Consider the following 17,021-nt stretch of genomic DNA (forward strand, 5'->3'; position numbering starts at 1 on the left):
TCGCCCTGTGATGAGTCAGAACAAGCCACGCATGGAACGGATGACGCCGCCCATGGCGCGCGGACCCCGGGGCGGCCGGAGCAGACGGCCGGGCGCAGCAGCCGCGGCGGCGAAGCCGGCCACCGCGGCCGACTGGATCGCCGGAGCGCGGTTGCGGACGCTGCCGTTGGCGATCGCCCCGGTGCTGATCGGTGTCGGCGCGGCGAAGGTGGCGGAGGGACCGGGCATCTGGCATCCGGTACGGTCGCTGCTCTGTCTTGCCGTCGCGATCCTGCTGCAGATCGGCGTGAACTACGCGAACGACTACTCGGACGGAGTCCGGGGGACGGACCAGTTCCGGGTCGGTCCGAGTCGGCTGACCGGCTCGGGGAGGGCCGCACCCCGCGCCGTCCTGACCGTCGCACTCGTCTTCTTCGGCCTCGCGGCCGTGGCGGGACTCATCCTCGTCATCCTGACGCAGTACTGGTGGGTGCTGCTCGTCGGCGCGGCCGCGATTGCGGCCGCCTGGTTCTACACCGGCGGCAAGCGTCCGTACGGCTACTACGGGCTCGGCGAGGTGTTCGTCTTCATCTTCTTCGGACTCGTCGCCACCGCCGGCACCACGTACATGCTCGCGGGAACCGTCAACCAGGAGGCCTGGTACGGCGCTGTCATCGCGGGTCTGATCGCGTGTGCAGTGCTCATGGTGAACAACATCCGGGACGCCGCGGCGGACAAGCAGGCCGGAAAGCGCACTCTGGCGGTGCTGCTCGGCCGGATCGTCTCCCGCATCCTGTTCTGCGTGCTGCTCCTGGTGCCGTTCGGGATCCTCGCGGTGCTGGCAGTCTTCTACCCCTTCGCCTGGTTCGGGATGTTCGCGCTGCTCGCCGCGCTGCCGGCGTGCGTCATCGTGCTGTTCGGACGTTCCCCCCGCGAACTGGTGACCGCGCTTCAACTCACGAGCATCGCGGGCTTGCTGGTCGGCCTCGCGCTCGGCGTCGCCTACGCGTTCTGAGGGGGTGTGGTCGAATCGTCGGCGTCGACCGCAGCATCCTCAACCTGGTCGTCTTCCGACCGTGAGGGCGTGGTGCGGTGGCGGACGGCGTACAGCTCTGACGAGACCGCGTTGCGCGGCCGGGTGAGGAAGATGTACGACAGGCAGAGTCCGATCAGAGCCGCCGCGATGACCGAGAACCACCAGACGACGCCGAACAGAAGCAGGATCGCGAGCGGCACCGCGAACACCAGCAGGCGCAGCACGGTGTAGGTGATCCAAGAGGGAATCCGCTTCACCCTCCCAGCTTAGAGACCGTCTCTGAGAGTTACGATTGACCCATGGTCCGCCTCTGGATAGCCCTCGGCGTTGCAGCCCTGGTGTTCTATATCTATTCGGTGGCCGACTGCGCCCTCTTCGACCGTTCTCGAGTGCGTGGCCTCCCGAAGCCCGTATGGGTTCTCGTGGTCATCCTCTTCCCGATCGTCGGCGGCATCCTCTGGTTCCTGGTCGGTCGGGGTCGCCGGAAGGCGGACCTCGCGCGTCGAGTGACGGCACCCGACGACGACCCTGCGTTCCTCGGCAAGCTGCGCCTGGATCATGACCAGGAGGAGCGCATCCGCCGGCTCGAGAAAGAACTGGCCGAACTCGACGACAACGGTCCCGACAACGACCAGACCGGCCGCCGGGATGGGTGACCGCCCACACCGGGGCGAAGTCAACACGGTGGGGGCTGCGGACGCGGTCGCAGGGGTGCGCACGGGCAACCCGGCGACCGACTTCTCGATCGCGCTCCTGGCCGCCTTCGTCCGGAACGGAGTCCGCGACTTCGTCGTGAGCCCCGGTTCGCGGTCGCAAGCCCTCGCGCTGGTCGCCGCGGAGCTCGAGAGGTCGGGGTCCGCCCGGCTGCATGTCCGGATCGACGAGCGCTCCGCGGGCTTCCTCGCCCTCGGCCTCGCGCGCGAGACGGGGGCGCCGGCCGTCGTCATCACCACGAGTGGAACGGCGACGGCGAACGTGCATCCCGCCGTGCTCGAAGCGCACGAGGCGGGAGTACCGCTGATCGTCGTGACCGGCGACCGTCCGGAGGAGTTGCGCGGCATCCGGTCCAATCAGACGACCCAGCAGGACGGGATGTACGGCGCGGCCGCGCGGTGGTCGGCCGACGTCGATGCGCAGGCGTCCGGATCCGAAGGGAACGGCGGGGCGGAGCTCGGGCTTGCGGCGGTGCGATCCGCCGTTGGAGCGGAGACGGCGGATCCGGGACCGGTCCATCTGAACGTCGCGTTCCGCGAACCGCTCTCGGTCGCGGTCCCCCCGTTTCCCGCGACGGTGGTCAGCGGTCTTCCGCCCCAGGCGGGCGCCGATGCTCTCGGGCGTGAGACCATCGCCATCGACGGAGGACGCCGGACGGTGGTCGTCGCCGGAGCCGACGCCGGTCCGCGCGCGGAGGAGTTCGCCCGCGAGGGCGGCTTCCCGCTGCTGGCGGAGGTATCGAGCGGTGCGCGCTTCGGGCCGAGCCTGGTCGCGTCCTACCGTGAGCTGCTGCACGACGACACCTTCGGCGGCGCCGTCGAGCGGGCGATCGTCTTCGGGCATCCGACGCTCAGCCGCGAGGTCCCTGCCCTCCTCTCTCGCCCTGACGTGGAGGTGATCGTCGTCGCTCCGACCGGTGCACAGGCCTACAACCCGGGGCGCCGTGCTCGCGTCGTCGGCGGCGTGCGGGTCGGCGACGGAATCGATGTGCGTTCGCCGGAGGTGCGCGGCTGGGTCGGACGGTGGGTGTTCGCCAGCAGGCGTCTCGCCGAGCAGGCGGAGCAGCTGGCGAACCCTTCGGCGGTGGCTCCGGACGTGGCGAAGGCGCGCTCGTTCGAACCGGCAGACGCACTCGCCTTCGCCACCGCGGAACTCGCGGCGATCCGCGCCCCGATCACCCGGGCTCTGCTCGCGGAGACGATCTGGCGCTACACCTGGCCGCATGATCGGCTGGTCCTGGGCGCCTCCCGGCTCATCCGGGATGCCGATCGCATTGTGCCGGGGAAGAAGATCGTCGTACACGCGAACCGCGGTCTCGCCGGGATCGACGGCACGATCGCGACCGCCACCGGCATCGCTCTCGCCAGTCAGGCCGAGGCGGAGCAGGCCGGGATGCCGAGTGGAGTGACCCGAGTGCTTCTCGGCGACCTGGCCGTGCTGCACGACGCCGGCTCGCTGCTCCTCGGCGCGGGCGAACGTCATCCCCACCTGCAGGTGGTCGTCGGCAATGACGGCGGAGGCACGATCTTCGACGGGCTGGAAGTGGCGGGCAGCGCGTCGGCGGAGACGTTCGATCGCGTCCTGTATACGCCGCAGTCGGTCGATCTCGCCTCGCTCGCCCGGGCGTATGGCTGGCATCACAGCATCGCTCGCACGAAGGGCGAACTGGACCAAGCGCTGTCCGCGCCGCCCGCCGGTGTGAGCATGCTGGAGGTCCCGCTCACCCGCTGAGGGACCGCCGCCCTGGCGCCCCGGCGGACAGGCGCCTGATGCGTAACGCACAAGACGCCTCCACTCGGCCTCCGCGTTATTTGGAGAGAGTGCACAACGCATGCGACCATTCGCGTGCGGATCACTACCATGATCGGGTGCACATGATCTTCCGGACGATGCTCCATGCCATCCTCTCGCGCTTCGGCGCGCGGCTCGATCACTGGGATGTGGCGCGGACCAGGTTCCGTGTGCTGCCGACCGACCTCGACATCCTGAGGCATATGAACAACGGGGTGTACCTGTCGATCGCGGATATCGGGCGCTTCGATCTGCTGCGGCGCAACGGCGTGTGGGCGATCTTCGCGAAGCGCGGTTGGTATCCCGTGGTCGCGTCGGAGACGATCTCCTTCCGGAAGTCGCTGGAGCTGTGGCAGCCGTTCGTGGTGGAGTCGCGCATCCTCGGCTTCGACGAGAAAGCCGTCTACGTCGAACAGCGCTTCACGGTCGACGGCGAGATCTACACCCAGGCCTTCATCCGCGGGCGCTTCCTCAAGCGCAGCGGTGGCGTCGTCACGATCGACGAGTTGCTGGAGGCGGTGGGCCCGTCGCCGACAGACGTCACCGTGCCGGAGTGGTTGCGCGAGTGGGGAGCCGACGCCGCGCTCCCCTCCACCCGCGTGGATGCGCCGAGCGTCTGGAGCGAGTGAAGCGGGGCGCGTCGGGGAGCGCGCCGTAGGTCAGACCGGCCCGAAGGCGAAGACCCGCTCCGGGTCCCATTCGCGCCGGACCGCTTCCAGCCTCTCGAAGACAGCCGGGGGCCAGACCTTCTCGAATGCCGCCCGATCGGCGATGTCGCCCGCGAGGTTCACATTCGTGACGGAGGAGATCTGGTCCTGGAGGGCGTTCGCGATCGCGCGCGCACGATCGGGTGCCGCCTCGGCGAACGTGGCCGGGTTCGCGGCGAGCAGGCTGAGGGTGAACGCGCTGTCGCGGCCTCCCACAGAGGTGCCGTCTTCGGGGTCGCGTGCCGTGGCCCCGCCGAGCTGGCGGAGTTCGACCGCGAGGAAGGGCGATCCGGAGCCCGGTCCTGCGAGTTCGAGGAGTGCGTCGACAGCATCTTGATCGAAGGAGTCGAGCATGTAACCGCGGATCCAGCTCGGTGCGCCCTCCTCCGGATCGTTGTGGATGCTCGCGATCGCCGTCGTCGGCATCTCGGCCACGAAGTCCAGATACACCGGTGCTGCGCTTCGAATCGGGGCGAACAGGCTCTCGCCCTCGATCGCGTCCCCTGGATAGGCGAAGCGGACGCTGAGGACGGTACGGCCGCGCAGGGGCGGCGGGGGCCCATCCACATCGGGGATGCTGAGGAGGACGACCGAGGTCGTGGCCTCATCCGGCAGCTCCGTCGACCAGTCCACCCAGGCGCGGAGCGCGGGCTCGATCGCACCGCCTTCGAAGAAGACGCTCCCGCCGTAGAGCGAGCGCAGGGGGATGAGTTCGAGGGTCATCTCGGTGACGATCGCGAGACCGCCTTTGCCGCCGCGCAGCGCCCAGAACAGTTCGGGGTTGGTGCCGGCGTCGGCCGTTTGGATGGCGCCGTCGGCCGTGACGACGCGGAAGCCGCGCACCCAGTCCGCTGTGAAGCCGTAGCGGCGGGCGAGCGGTCCGATTCCGCCGCCCAGGGTGTAACCGACCGCGCCGACGCTCGTCGACGAGCCGGTGACGGGAGCGAGTCCGTGCTCAGCGGCGGCCACGATGACCGGTGCCCAGCGCACGCCGGCACCGATGCGGGCCAGCCCGGCCTCGGCGTCGATGGACAGGCCGTCGAGACCACGCGTCGACACGATCATGCCTCCGGAGATGGGCGACTCGGCGCCGTGCCCGGTGGCCTGGACACGAACGGGGAGCGCGGCGGCGCGGGCGAACCGCACCGCCTCGGCGACATCGCCCTCGCTCGTCGCGGCGACGACGATGTCGGGGTCGTGGCGGATCGCCGTGTTGAAGCAGGCGACCTCGGCGGCGAGGCCCTCCTCCCCGCGGAGGTAGACGGTGCCGGCGATGGAGTCGCGCAGGCGCGCGACCGCAGACGATTCGAGTTCGATTCCCATGGCAGAAAATGTAAAGGACCCCACCGACATCCGGGAAGACCCGGGGCCCCGGCGTCAGCGGGGTGACGTAGCATTCCTGCATGACCGCCCTGCTGCCCGCTCCCCGCGACACGGCGGCGGATGCGGCAAGCGCGGCAGCCGGGACGGTCGCCTTGGCTGCGGCCCCGGACGCCGAGACGGTGTATCGCCCCGCCGGTCGGGTGGACCTGGGCAGCATCCTGGGCCAGCTGGGCCGTGGCCCGTACGATCCGACCACGACATGGGATCTGCGCGGTGTCTGGCGCACCTGGCGGACACCGGCGGGTGCGGCGACGCTCCGCATGCAGCTTGCGTCTGCGGAAGGTGGTGTCGCAGCGTTCGCCTGGGGACCGGGGGCGGAGTGGGCGATCGCCGGCGTGCCGGAGCTGCTCGGGCGCAGCGATGACTGGTCGGACCTGGACGTGAGAGGTCATCCCCTGCTCGAGGACAGCAGGCGGCGCAATCCTGGCCTCCGGCTGGCGAGGACAGGGCTGATTCTGGAGGCGCTTCTCCCCGCGATCATCGAGCAGCGGGTCACCAGCATCGAGGCGTACCGGTCATGGTCGCGACTGCTCCGGTGGTACGGCGAGCCTGCTCCCGGTCCGGCACCCGAAGGGATGCGCGTCGCGCCGACACTGGAGCAGTGGCGGGGCATCCCCTCGTGGGAGTGGCACCGGGCGGGTGTGGACCCGCGACGGGCGCGTGCGATCCAGGCGGTCCTGGCCGTCGCCCCCTCCCTCGAGCGCGCCGTTCGGAGGGCGGGAACGCTCGACGCGGCGGAGTCCGCACTCGAGACGATTCCCGGCGTCGGCAGGTGGACGGCGGCGGAGACGCTTCAGCGCTCGCACGGGCACCCCGACCTCGTCTCCGTCGGCGACTACCACCTCGCGCACCAGGTCGGCGAGGCGCTCATCGGGCGACGGGTGGACGACGACGGCATGCTCGAACTGCTCGCGCCGTGGGCGGGACATCGGCAGCGCGTGGTCCGGCTCATCTTCGCGAGCGGGTTCCGCTTTCAGCGGCGCGGGCCGCGGGTGGCGCTGCAGGACCACCGCTCGCATTGAGCGGCGTGACGTCCGGTCGCCCCGGTCGTCGCTGCTCGCGGGCTACTCGGTGATTCCCGATCGCGCTGCCGCGAGGCGCTCCGAGCGGAGGTCCCGGTCGAGTTCTCTGCAGAGGGTACGGTAGTGCTCCCGCATGACTGGACCATAGCTGTGCCAGTCGGGCATCGGTTTGCGATCGTGCGCGGCGACCAGGCGGTCGAGATAGTAGTCCCAGCGGGGGCCGTCGTCGGCCTCGCCGACGACCGAACGCAGGCGACGGCCGAACGTGACCGCCGTGTGCCCACTCGCCTCCGTGAGATGCACGAACATCCGGTGCGATGTGCCGGCCGGCCCGACGTCGGCATGGAGGCGATGGGGCGCGGTGCATTCCATGATGGACACGTCCTGCCATTCGGCCGGCTCGCCGTCCACGGTCATGCGGAACTTCACGGCGCCGGTCGAACCCGTGCCCTTGTACTCCCCGAGCCATTCCGCCAACCGCGGCGAACGGCTGAAATAGGCCCACACCTCCTCGATGGGAGCCTTGAACATCCGGTCGAGGACGAGGTAGACCCCGTCGTCCTTGCGGACGAGTCTTCCTGTCGGCTGCGGCATCATGGTGACCTCCGTCGGCTCAGCCTCTGGTGATCCATACCTTAGTCACGCCGGCAAGGAATAGGCAGGGGGCGCGCTTCGAGGGCTCTCATCCTTCGAGGATCGCCATGGCGGCGTTGTGCCCGCCGAGGCCGCTGACCGCCCCGCCGCGTCGGGCCCCGGCCCCGCACAGCAGGATGCGCGGATGGTGGGTCGCGACTCCCCACCGCTGCGCAGGAGTCGCGAGCGGCTCGTCGTCGTCCACGAAGGGCCAGGAGAGCGGCCCGTGGAAGATGTTCCCGCCCGGCATGGCCAGCGCCTGCTCCAGGTCCCGCGTCGTCTTGGTCTCGATGCAGGGGTTCCCGTCGGCGTCGCGCATCAGAAGGCCTTCGACAGGCTCGGCGAGAACCGAGTTCAGAGAGGCGAGCACCGCATCCTGAAGCCTCTGCCTGGTCGCATCGTTGTTCTCGTCCGAGAGCCAGCGGTCGGGGGTGTGCAGACCGAAGACGGTGATGGTGTGGGCGCCCGATTCTGCGAGCTCAGGGTCGAGGATGCTCGGGTCGGCGAGCGTATGGCAGTAGATCTCGCAGGGGAACAGCTCGGGCATCACGCCCCTGGTCATGCCGGAGTAGGCCTCCTCCAGCTGCGTGTAGGTCTCGTTGATGTGGAAGGTCCCGCCGAATGCCGCCCTCGGGTCGAGGTCCGCGTCCCGAAGCCGGGGCAGTCGCTCGAGGAGCAGGTTCACCTTGACCTGTGCGCCCTCGGCCCTCCTTCGTGGCGGTTCCGGCGATTCCTCGAGCAGCTTGTCGAGGATCTCCGGGGCCGCGTTGACCAGGACGTGGCGGCCTTCGACGCGTCGCTCGTGGCCGTTGCGCCGGTATTCGACGGTTCCGTCCGGGTCGATCCGGGTCACCTCCGCTCCTGTGACGATGCGGGCGCCGGATTCGCGGGCGACACGGGCGAGCTCGCCGGTGACAGCGCCCATGCCGCCGATGGGAACATCCCATTCGCCGGTGCCCTGACCGATCACGTGGTACAGGAAGCACCGGTTCTGGTCGAGGCCGGGATCGGACAGGCTTGCGAACGTGCCGATCAGGGCATCGGTGGCGACCACGCCGCGGACGAGGTCGCTCGCGAGTCGCGACTGGATGAACTCGCCGATCGGCCGCTCGATCATCGCCTGCCACACCTCGTCGTTCCCGACCAGCGCCTGGGCCTCTGAACGCGTGAGCAGGGGTTCGGTCAGCGTGGGCCAGAGGGCGCGTGCCAGCTCTCCTGTGCTCTCGTACACCGAAGCGAAGCCGGCACTGTCCTCCGCTGCGTCGATTCCTGCGAAGGATGCCTCCGTCGCCTGCGGATCGGAGTTGTCGATCAGGAGCCCGCGGCCGTCCGGATCGCCGGGAACCGGCGTATACGAGGAGTAGCGCCTCCGGGCGAACCGGATGTCGAGACCGAGGTCTTCGACGATCCGCTGTGGCAGCAGGCTCACGAGATAGGAATAGCGGGAGAGCCGAGCTTCGACACCTGGGAATGCCTGGGCGCTGACGGCCGCCCCTCCTACCTCGTCCAGCCGCTCGAGCAGGATGACGGACCTGCCGGCCCGCGCGAGGTACGCGGCCGCGGTGAGGCCGTTATGACCTCCGCCGACGATGACGATGTCGTGGGTCGCGGAGGAGGGGGAGGAGGGGCCGTCGGTCATGGACTCGACTCTAGGACTTATCCACAATCTCCGGACGGTTCCCGGAGCGCCCAGCGCCGGGTAATAGTGTCGTCATCATGGTCGACAGAACGGATGACACCGCGGTGCGGCCGGCAGAGATCGCTCACGAGGCGGTCGAGCTGGTGCAGCGTTGGCTCGCCGAGAGCGCGCGAGCCGGAGACGGCCACGCGCCCCGACAGGACCCGGCGGCGGAACGGCTCGCCGGTGTTCTCAGCGATCCGCACGGTCTCGATTTCGCCGTCGGGTTCGTCGACGGTGTCGCCCGTCCGCAGGACGTCTTCGTCGCGGGGAACAACCTCCAGCGCCTCGCGAGACGCATCCCTGCGTTCCTGCCCTGGTATCTGCGGCTGGCGATCTGGGTGGGCGGCGCCTTCGGACCCGTGCTTCCGTGGGTGGTGATCCCGATAGCACGCCGCGTGCTGCGTGACATGGTCGGCCACCTGGTGGTGGATGCCACCCCGGAGAAGCTCGGGCCCGCGATCGCGCGGCTCCGGGCGCCCGGCGACCCGCAGGGCCACGGCGCGCGACTCAACCTCAACCTCCTGGGGGAGGCCGTGCTCGGCGAGAAGGAGGCGCTGCGCAGACTGGAGGGGACGCGAGCGCTGCTCGCCCGTGACGATGTGGATTACGTGTCCATCAAGGTGTCGTCGATCGTGTCGCAGGTCTCGATGTGGTCGTTCGACGAGACCGTCGAACGTGTGGTCGAGCGGCTGACGCCGCTCTACGAGTACGCTGCGACGTCGCCCACCCCGAAGTTCATCAACCTCGACATGGAGGAGTACCGCGACCTCGACCTCACCGTCGCTGTCTTCACGACGATCCTCAGCCGGCCCGAGCTCCTCCGGCTGGAGGCGGGAATCGTGCTCCAGGCATACCTGCCGGATGCGCTCGACGCCCTGCAGTCCCTGACCGAATGGGCGACTCAGCGACGCATAGCCGGGGGAGCCCCGGTCAAGGTCCGTCTCGTGAAAGGCGCGAACCTCGCGATGGAGCGGGTGGATACGGCGATCCACGGCTGGCCGCTCGCCACGTACGGGACCAAGCAGGCCACCGACGCGAACTACAAGCGCGTCCTCGACTGGGCGCTGACGCCCGAGCACGTGGATGCGGTGAAGATCGGCGTCGCAGGCCACAATCTGTTCGATATCGCGTATGCGTGGCTGCTCGCATCGCGCCGCGGGGTCACGTCGCGGATCGACTTCGAAATGCTGCTGGGGATGGCGACCGCCCAGGCCGAGGCGGTGAAGCGCACCGTCGGCGAGCTCCTGCTCTACACACCTGTGGTCGATCCGCGCGAGTTCGACGTGGCCATCTCGTACCTCATCCGTCGGCTCGAGGAGAACGCCAGCCCCGAGAACTTCATGTCGGCGATCCATCGGCTGGGCTCCGATCCGGCACTGTTCGCCCGCGAGCGCGAGCGGTTCCTGGCGTCCGTCGCCGAGCTGGAGTCGGACTCCGGCCCGCGAGGCGCGGCGCCCGTGCCGCACCGCCAGCAGGACCGCACACGGGAGTGGGAGGCGGCGTCCGGGCGGCCGTTCACCCGTCCGGCCGCGGTCCAGACGTCGGCGCCCGCCGACGACGGCCTGACGAGTGTCGTCCTCGGGCTGACCCGGGGGTCGGACGGTATCGAGCTGCCACCGCCGACCGCATCCGGGTCCGAGACCGGAGCGGCTGCGTCGGCGACCGCAGCGCCGGAAGCGGAGGTCTTCCGCAATGCGCCGGACACCGACCCGTCACGGGCGGCGAACCGCGCGTGGGGACGGCGCATTCTCGCGCGCTCCGCCACCTCGACCCTGGGTGTCGACACCATCGCCGCCGCGAGGGTGAGTGACGCGGACCGCCTCGACGCCATTCTCGGGAGCGTCTCGCGGGCCGGAGTCGCGTGGGGGCGGCGAAGCGGTCACGACCGGGCGGCGACCCTCGACCGCGCAGGCCACGCGCTGGAGGCGAATCGCGACCGGCTGATCGAGGTCATGGCCGCCGAGACCGGCAAGACGATCGGCGAAGCCGACCCGGAGGTCAGCGAAGCGGTCGACTTCGCGCACTACTACGCGTCACAGGCGCGCGAGCTCGATACCGTGCAAGGCGCGCGATTCGTTCCGTCGTCGCTCACCGTCGTCGCGCCGCCCTGGAACTTCCCGGTCGCGATCCCCTCAGGGTCCGTGCTGGCGGCGCTGGCGGCCGGCAGCGGCGTCGTCATCAAGCCGGCACCGCAGGCACGGCGCTCCGCCGCTGTGATGGTGGAGGCGCTGTGGGAGGCCGGGGTCCCTCGAGAGCTGCTGGTGCTGGCCGACGTTCCCGAGAACGAACTCGGCCGGCAGCTGATCTCCGACCCTCGCGTCGATCAGGTGATCCTGACCGGCTCGTACGAGACCGCCACGCTGTTCCGCTCGTGGCGGCCCGATCTGCCCCTGCATGCCGAGACCAGCGGCAAGAACGCGATCATCGTGACGCCGAGCGCCGACTACGACCTCGCCGTGGCGGACATCGTGAAGAGTGCCTTCGGACATGCCGGCCAGAAGTGCTCGGCCGCGAGCCTCCTCATCCTCGTCGGTTCGGTGGCCACGTCCGACCGGTTCCGAAGCCAGCTCGTGGATGCGACGACGACCCTCCGGGTCGGCTATCCGCAGGATCCGGCCAGCCAGATGGGCCCGCTCATCGAGCCAGCGACCGGAAAGCTGCTGCACGCGCTCACGACCCTCGGGGCGGGCGAGGAGTGGCTCGTCGAACCGAAGCGTCTGGACGACACCGGGCGGCTCTGGTCGCCCGGTGTCCGGACCGGGGTGCAGCCCGGATCCTACTTCCATCTCACTGAGTTCTTCGGCCCGGTGCTCGGGGTCATGACGGCACGGGACCTGGAGGAGGCGATCCGGTTCCAGAACGCCGTCGAGTACGGGCTGACCGCCGGGCTGCATTCCCTGGATTCCGGCGAGCTCGCCCAGTGGCTCGACACCGTGGAGGCGGGGAACCTCTATGTGAATCGCGGCATCACGGGAGCGATCGTACGGCGCCAGCCGTTCGGCGGCTGGAAGCGGTCGTCCGCGGGGACCGGAGCCAAAGCCGGCGGCCCGAACTATCTGCTGGGCCTCGGGACGTGGGTTCCGGAGGCCGGCCATTCGAGCTCCAGCCTGCACCTGCGCGGACTCGAGCCGCGGGTGTCCCAGCTCATCGAGTCCGGGCAGGCGTCCATGGACTATCCGTCGTTCGACCTGGTCCGCCGCTCCGCTCTGAGCGACGCGATCGCCGTAGCCACCGAATACCACCGGGTGAAGGATGTATCCGGGCTCGGCATCGAGCGGAACCTGTTCCGCTACCGGCCCGTTACGGTCGCGATACGGCTGTCCGAGGGCAGCTCCCTCCCGGAGCTCCTCCGCGTGATGGCCGCGGGGACGGTGGCGCGGTCGGCGTTCACGGTCAGCACCCCGGTGGCGCTGCCGCGGGGCACGCTGGCCCTGCTGCGGGAGCGCGAGGTCGAGGTCGTCGTCGAGTCCGATGCGCACTGGCTGTCGAGGGTCCGCGCTCGGCGGATCGGCGCCCACCGGATCCGGCTCATCGGGGGAGACTCGAGGGCGCTCGCCGCGGCTCTGGGCGGAAGCCCGGATGTCGCGGTCTACAGCGGACCGGTCACCCCGTCCGGGAGGGTCGAGCTGCTGACCTTCCTCCGCGAGCAGGCCATTTCGATCACCAACCATCGCTTCGGCAACCCCAGTCACCTCTCCGACGGGGTCATCTAGAGCACGCTCGCCCCGAAGAGAAAGGCACGTACCGTGACGGACAGGACCGCATCCATCCCTTCGCTCGCGCTCGACGGCGGGGGCCGCATCCCTCAACTCGGCCTGGGGACGTGGCCCCTCGACGATGCGGAGGTCGAGAAAGCGGTCGTGGCCGCCGCGGCGATCGGCTACCGGCACGTCGACACGGCGGTGAAGTACGGGAACGAGGTGGGAGTCGGCCGCGGACTGTCAGCAAGCGGAGTGCCGCGCGACCAGTGGTTCGTGACCACCAAGCTCGACGGCGTCTACCAGGGCGACGACCGTGCGGTCTCCGGGCTCGAGGCCAGCCTCCAGAGGCTCGGCCTCGACTACGTCGACCTGCTGCTCATCCACTGGCCGCTGCCGCAGCGCGACCAGTACGTGTCGACCTGGGAGACGTTCATCCGGTTGCGCGAGACGGGAAAGGCGCGCGCCATCGGCGTCTCGAACTTCAAACCGGCCCACCTCGATCGGATCATCGCGGAGACGGGCGTGGTGCCGGCGGTCAACCAGATCCAGCTGAGTCCGGCCATTCCACGACGCGAGCAGCGGGCTTATGACACCGAACACGGCATCGTGACCGAATCGTGGAGTCCCATCGGGGGCAGCGGCGACCTCCTCGCCGAACCAGTGCTCGCCGGGCTGGCCGAGAAGCACGGACGGACGCCGAGCCAGATCGTCCTGCGCTGGCACGTCCAGAACGGACTGGTCGCGATCCCGAAGTCCCGGAACCCGGAGCGCATGGCCGAGAACCTCGCCGTCTTCGACTTCGAACTGGATGCAGAGGACCTGGCGGCGCTCGACCGACTCGACGAAGGGCCCGACGCCGGCGTCGACTCCGACCGAACCGGTCACTGACCGAGGGGAGCCTCCTCAGTCCCGGCGGATCGGCAGGGTCACCCTGACGGTCAGCCCGGACGGCCGCCCGTTCGCCAGGACGACACGGCCCCCCGCCGCATCCGCGAGCGCGCCCACGATCGCCAGCCCCAGGCCGCCACCCGACTGACCGGTGCGCGCCCCGTCCGCCCGCGTGAACCGGTCCAGCGCCACGGGGATGAACTCCTCCGGCATCCCCGGCCCCGTGTCGGTCACCGTGAGAACAGCGGCCTCTCCGCCGCTCTCGTCGAGCGTCAGGACCAGCGATGCCGTGACGGTGGCCTCCGGCCGTTCATCGCCCGATGCGCGGATCGCCGTGATCGCGTTCCCCAGCAGGTTGTCCAGGATGCGGCCGAAGTCCGTGGGCGACAGCGCGACGCGCGCTCCCCGATCGGGCCGCCGTCGCGGGTCGTACTCGAAGTCGACGGAGATCCCCGCCGCCTCGTCGTCACTGCTGACGAGAAGCCGTGCCCGGTCGATGGCATCCGTCAACTCGTCCACGAGGGTGCGCCAGTCGATGCGTCCGCTCGACGGGCCGGCCTCGATCCGGGACAGCTCCAGCAGGTTGTTCGCGAGCTGGGCCAGCCGGATCGCGGTGGTGTGCGACGACCGGATGTCGGTCAGGAGCGCATCCGGATCCCCCGCATCCAACTCCGCGAGCTCGAGCTGGCCCCGCAGGACCGCCAAGGGGGTGCGCAGCTCGTGGCTGGCATCGGACACCATCTGCCGCTCGCGGTCCGCCGACGCCCGCAGCCGCAGGATCAGGTCGTTGAGTGTCGTCGCGAGCTCGGACAGCTCGTCCTGCGCCGGCCCGACCGGCAGCAGCCCGGGTTCGTCCGGTGTCGAACCCGCGATGCGATCGGCCTGCTCGCGCATCCTGCTGACCGGTCGGAGCGCCGTGCGCGCCAGGAGCCAGGACGCGCCGCCGAACGCGAAGATCAGGATGCCCGCTCCCGCCAGGAGCGCCGCCGTCAGCCGGTCCAGGATCAGCGCCGTGGTCTCGTCGTTGCGGGCCGCCACGACGTGCATCAGGCCGTTCGGGGTCGCGACGCTCCGGGTGAGGACGAGGTAGTGGTCGTCGCCCACCTGGACGCTGTGGGGGTCGGCGCCCAGCCGGATCAGCGTGTGGATGCGGTCCTCCAGCCCGTCCGGCATGGTGGACGAGAGGATGGAGCCCTGCGCATCGACGATGGCGAGCTCCTGACCCCCGCCGGGGAGATCGAAGGGCCCCGTCGGCTTGGTCAGCAGCGACTGGGCGGGCGCAGCCACATCGTTGCTCAGCAGCGTGACGGTGGCGTTGTGGAGGATGGATGACACCCCGATGCGGATGATGACGACGGCGACCAGTCCGAACAGCGCGGCGACGATCAGACTCCCGATCGTGATCCGCGCCGTGATCGACAGGCGCCGCAGCCAGCTCACGGCATCGAGGCCGCGTCGTGCGTGCTGGCCGCCGACTCCGTCCCCTCGCTGGACCGCCTGCCGTCGGCCGCGTTGCGGGCGTCCAACCGGTAGCCGCGGCCGCGCTCGGTGACGATCGACAGCCCGGCGCCCGCCGCATCCAGCTTTTTGCGCAGGTAGGAGACGTACTGGTCGATGACGTTCGTGCCGATGTTGTCGGTGGTCCCCCACACCGACTCGAGGATGTCGGAACGTGACAGCGTCTTGTCCGGGTTGGTGGCGAACAGCCGCAGCAGGGTGAACTCCCGGCGGCTCAGCGGCATCTCGTGACCGGAGACGAGCGCCTGGTGCTCGTGCGAGTCGATCGTGAGCCGGCCGACCGTCACCTGGGGTCGCATCCCGGTGGGCTCGCGGCGCAGCAGGGCGCGCACGCGGGCGGCGAGCTCGGCGAAGGCGAACGGCTTCGTCAGGTAGTCATCGGCGCCCGAGTCGAGGCCGTGGACGCGGTCCTCGATGGCATCCCGCGCCGTCAGCAGCAGGATCGGCATCGGATTGGACGCCTCGCGGATGTGCCGGCACAGCTCGAATCCGCTCATCCCGGGCAGCATGACGTCGACCGCCGCAGCCGAGTAGCTGTCGCCGCGGAGGGCGATCAGCGCATCCACACCGTTGGTGACGAGTGTGACGTCGTACCCCTCGGCCGCGAGGCCACGCTGGACGAGGCCTCCCATGTCCGGATCGTCTTCGACAACGAGCAGCTTCATGCGCCCATCGTGCCACTGTTCACCGTGCTGCCGCTCGGGATGGACCGCTGCAGGCTGAGCGCGGGCTGAATGTTCTCGCAGAACGCCGTCAGTCGTCCTCGACGACGGACTTCAGCGACTCGAGGACCATCCGCCAGTTGCCGCTGAGACGCTCCGCTTCCGCGTCGTCGGCGCAGCCGTCCTGCGTGAAGGTCACCCGGGTGCCGGGACCCTCGCCGCCCTCGGGTTCGTCGGAGAGGGCGTACGTCAGCGTCACGTAGCTCTCGGGCGCATCCGGCTTGCCGCTCAGCGGACTGAAGTAGCTGCTGACGAGGCGCTCGCCGGGGACGACCTCGAGGATGGTCCCCTTGTCCTCGTACGGCTTGCCCTCCCAGTCGCCGCGGTAGACGATCGGGCTGCCCGGCTTCCAGTCCGTCGAGACCCGGCTTCCGAACAGGTACTTCTCGATCTGGTCGGGGTCGGTGAGGGCCTCCCAGAGGCGCTCGCGGGAGGCGTCGATATGGATGTCGGCTCGTGCGGTGGTGGTCATGCGGCCAGTCTCATCCCTCGTTCGGCGGATCTCTTGAAGATTTGCGACGCCGGAGCGCTCAGAGGTTGCCGCGGTTGATCAGGCGCGACAGTACGATCGCGCTGCGCGTGTGGTCCACGTTCGGCGCCAGCCGCACTTTCTCGAGCGCCGCCTCCAGGCTCGGGATGTCGCGGGAGCGGATGTGGACGATGGCGTCGGCGCTTCCCGTGACGGTCCCGGCGTCCACCACCTCCGGAACGGCGGACAGGATGCGCAGCAGCTCCTCCGGCGACACGGTGCCGCGGCAGAACAGCTCGACGTAGGCTTCGGTGCTCATGCCGTCGATCGCCGGGTCGACCTGGATGGTGAAGCCACGGATCACTCCATCGGCGACCAGGCGGTCCACGCGTCGCTTCACGGCGGAGGCCGACAGGCCCACCACTGAGCCGATGTCGCCGTAGCCCGCGCGCGCGTTCTGGCGGAGCAGGTCGAGGATGCTGCGATCGAGGTTGTCCACGGGCCTGAGTTTATGGTGAATCGTTGCGTCCTGGTGAGAGAAGCGACCTTAATGTGCGCGCAGTGCAGGAAGCGCGCGCCTCGGTACGGATCGGTGCCTCTGGGATACTGACCGCATGGCTGAGATTCTCGCGGTGTGCCGGGTCGCGCAGTTGCTTCCCGATTCGGGCTCGACCGGCGTGACGGCCATCGATAAGCGGCCGGTACTGGAACGGCTGCGAGTTCGCCCGCTCGGAGTGCGCGGCGATGTCCAGGCCGACCGTACGCACCACGGAGGCG

Annotated in this window: 15 protein-coding genes and 1 pseudogene; 8 read left to right on the plus strand and 8 right to left on the minus strand. The window is 69.7% G+C overall.

What is annotated here, in order from left to right; all coding sequences use genetic code 11:
* Positions 1–10 precede the first annotated feature (10 nt).
* The gene (locus ACPYOG_RS07335) at positions 11–994 is read left to right on the plus strand and encodes a 1,4-dihydroxy-2-naphthoate polyprenyltransferase (protein WP_481293581.1); all 984 of its coding nucleotides are present in this window, start codon (positions 11–13) and stop codon (positions 992–994) included.
* Here the strand turns inward: ACPYOG_RS07335 and ACPYOG_RS07340 are convergent.
* Entirely contained in the window at positions 982–1,272 is a 291-nt protein-coding gene (locus ACPYOG_RS07340; RefSeq protein ID WP_481293582.1) for a DUF4229 domain-containing protein, read from the minus strand. The genes ACPYOG_RS07335 and ACPYOG_RS07340 overlap by 13 nt on opposite strands.
* Positions 1,273–1,314: 42 nt before the next feature.
* Here ACPYOG_RS07340 and ACPYOG_RS07345 point away from each other — a divergent pair, with 42 nt between their 5' ends.
* From ACPYOG_RS07345 to ACPYOG_RS07355, 3 genes are all read left to right on the plus strand, one after another.
* Complete coding sequence (locus tag ACPYOG_RS07345) at positions 1,315–1,671, plus strand: PLD nuclease N-terminal domain-containing protein (RefSeq protein ID WP_481293583.1); 357 nt, start codon at positions 1,315–1,317, stop codon at positions 1,669–1,671.
* Positions 1,664–3,460, plus strand: coding sequence for a 2-succinyl-5-enolpyruvyl-6-hydroxy-3-cyclohexene-1-carboxylic-acid synthase (gene menD / locus ACPYOG_RS07350; protein ID WP_481293584.1), 1,797 nt, complete (start codon positions 1,664–1,666; stop codon positions 3,458–3,460). The genes ACPYOG_RS07345 and menD overlap by 8 nt, the downstream gene beginning before the upstream one ends.
* A 137-nt stretch (positions 3,461–3,597) precedes the next feature.
* Positions 3,598–4,149 carry an acyl-CoA thioesterase gene (locus ACPYOG_RS07355; protein ID WP_481293585.1) on the plus strand — a complete coding sequence of 184 codons (552 nt, stop codon included), beginning with the start codon at positions 3,598–3,600 and terminating at the stop codon, positions 4,147–4,149.
* Positions 4,150–4,179: 30 nt separating this feature from the next.
* Here ACPYOG_RS07355 and ACPYOG_RS07360 read toward each other — a convergent pair whose 3' ends face one another.
* A complete protein-coding gene (locus ACPYOG_RS07360; protein WP_481293586.1) occupies positions 4,180–5,550 on the minus strand; it encodes an FAD-binding oxidoreductase in 1,371 nt (456 codons plus the stop codon).
* A gap of 80 nt (positions 5,551–5,630) precedes the next feature.
* Between ACPYOG_RS07360 and ACPYOG_RS07365 the strand changes: the two genes are divergently transcribed.
* Positions 5,631–6,632, plus strand: a complete 1,002-nt coding sequence (locus tag ACPYOG_RS07365) for a DNA-3-methyladenine glycosylase family protein (protein ID WP_481293587.1) — start codon at positions 5,631–5,633, stop codon at positions 6,630–6,632.
* Between the two features lie 42 nt (positions 6,633–6,674).
* Here the strand turns inward: ACPYOG_RS07365 and ACPYOG_RS07370 are convergent, their stop codons facing one another.
* Both ACPYOG_RS07370 and ACPYOG_RS07375 read right to left on the minus strand, forming a co-directional pair.
* Complete coding sequence (locus tag ACPYOG_RS07370; RefSeq protein ID WP_481293588.1) at positions 6,675–7,229, minus strand: SRPBCC domain-containing protein; 555 nt, start codon at positions 7,227–7,229, stop codon at positions 6,675–6,677.
* Positions 7,230–7,314: 85 nt separating this feature from the next.
* Positions 7,315–8,904, minus strand: a complete 1,590-nt coding sequence (locus ACPYOG_RS07375) for a phytoene desaturase family protein (protein WP_481293589.1) — start codon at positions 8,902–8,904, stop codon at positions 7,315–7,317.
* 77 nt (positions 8,905–8,981) lie between these two features.
* Here ACPYOG_RS07375 and ACPYOG_RS07380 point away from each other — a divergent pair, with 77 nt between their 5' ends.
* Positions 8,982–12,659: a proline dehydrogenase family protein gene (locus ACPYOG_RS07380; protein ID WP_481293590.1), complete on the plus strand. Its 3,678-nt coding sequence runs from the start codon at positions 8,982–8,984 to the stop codon at positions 12,657–12,659.
* Between the two features lie 33 nt (positions 12,660–12,692).
* Positions 12,693–13,535, plus strand: coding sequence for an aldo/keto reductase (locus tag ACPYOG_RS07385; protein ID WP_481293591.1), 843 nt, complete (start codon positions 12,693–12,695; stop codon positions 13,533–13,535).
* A gap of 15 nt (positions 13,536–13,550) precedes the next feature.
* Here ACPYOG_RS07385 and ACPYOG_RS07390 read toward each other — a convergent pair whose 3' ends face one another.
* The 4 genes from ACPYOG_RS07390 to ACPYOG_RS07405 form a co-directional block, all read right to left on the minus strand.
* On the minus strand, positions 13,551–14,975 hold the full coding sequence (locus tag ACPYOG_RS07390) for a sensor histidine kinase (RefSeq protein ID WP_481293592.1): 1,425 nt from the start codon (positions 14,973–14,975) through the stop codon (positions 13,551–13,553).
* Positions 14,972–15,718 carry a response regulator transcription factor gene (locus tag ACPYOG_RS07395; RefSeq protein WP_481293593.1) on the minus strand — a complete coding sequence of 249 codons (747 nt, stop codon included), beginning with the start codon at positions 15,716–15,718 and terminating at the stop codon, positions 14,972–14,974. Before ACPYOG_RS07395 ends, ACPYOG_RS07390 begins: the two co-directional genes overlap by 4 nt.
* Positions 15,719–15,806: 88 nt before the next feature.
* Entirely contained in the window at positions 15,807–16,247 is a 441-nt protein-coding gene (locus ACPYOG_RS07400) for an SRPBCC family protein (RefSeq protein ID WP_481293594.1), read from the minus strand.
* 58 nt (positions 16,248–16,305) lie between these two features.
* Entirely contained in the window at positions 16,306–16,743 is a 438-nt protein-coding gene (locus ACPYOG_RS07405; RefSeq protein WP_090035292.1) for an Lrp/AsnC family transcriptional regulator, read from the minus strand.
* Between the two features lie 115 nt (positions 16,744–16,858).
* Between ACPYOG_RS07405 and ACPYOG_RS07410 the strand changes: the two are divergent.
* Positions 16,859–17,021, plus strand: a pseudogene (locus ACPYOG_RS07410) (MOSC domain-containing protein); the annotation flags it as partial.

Source organism: Leifsonia sp. HAY1-4F (genome assembly GCF_056755275.1).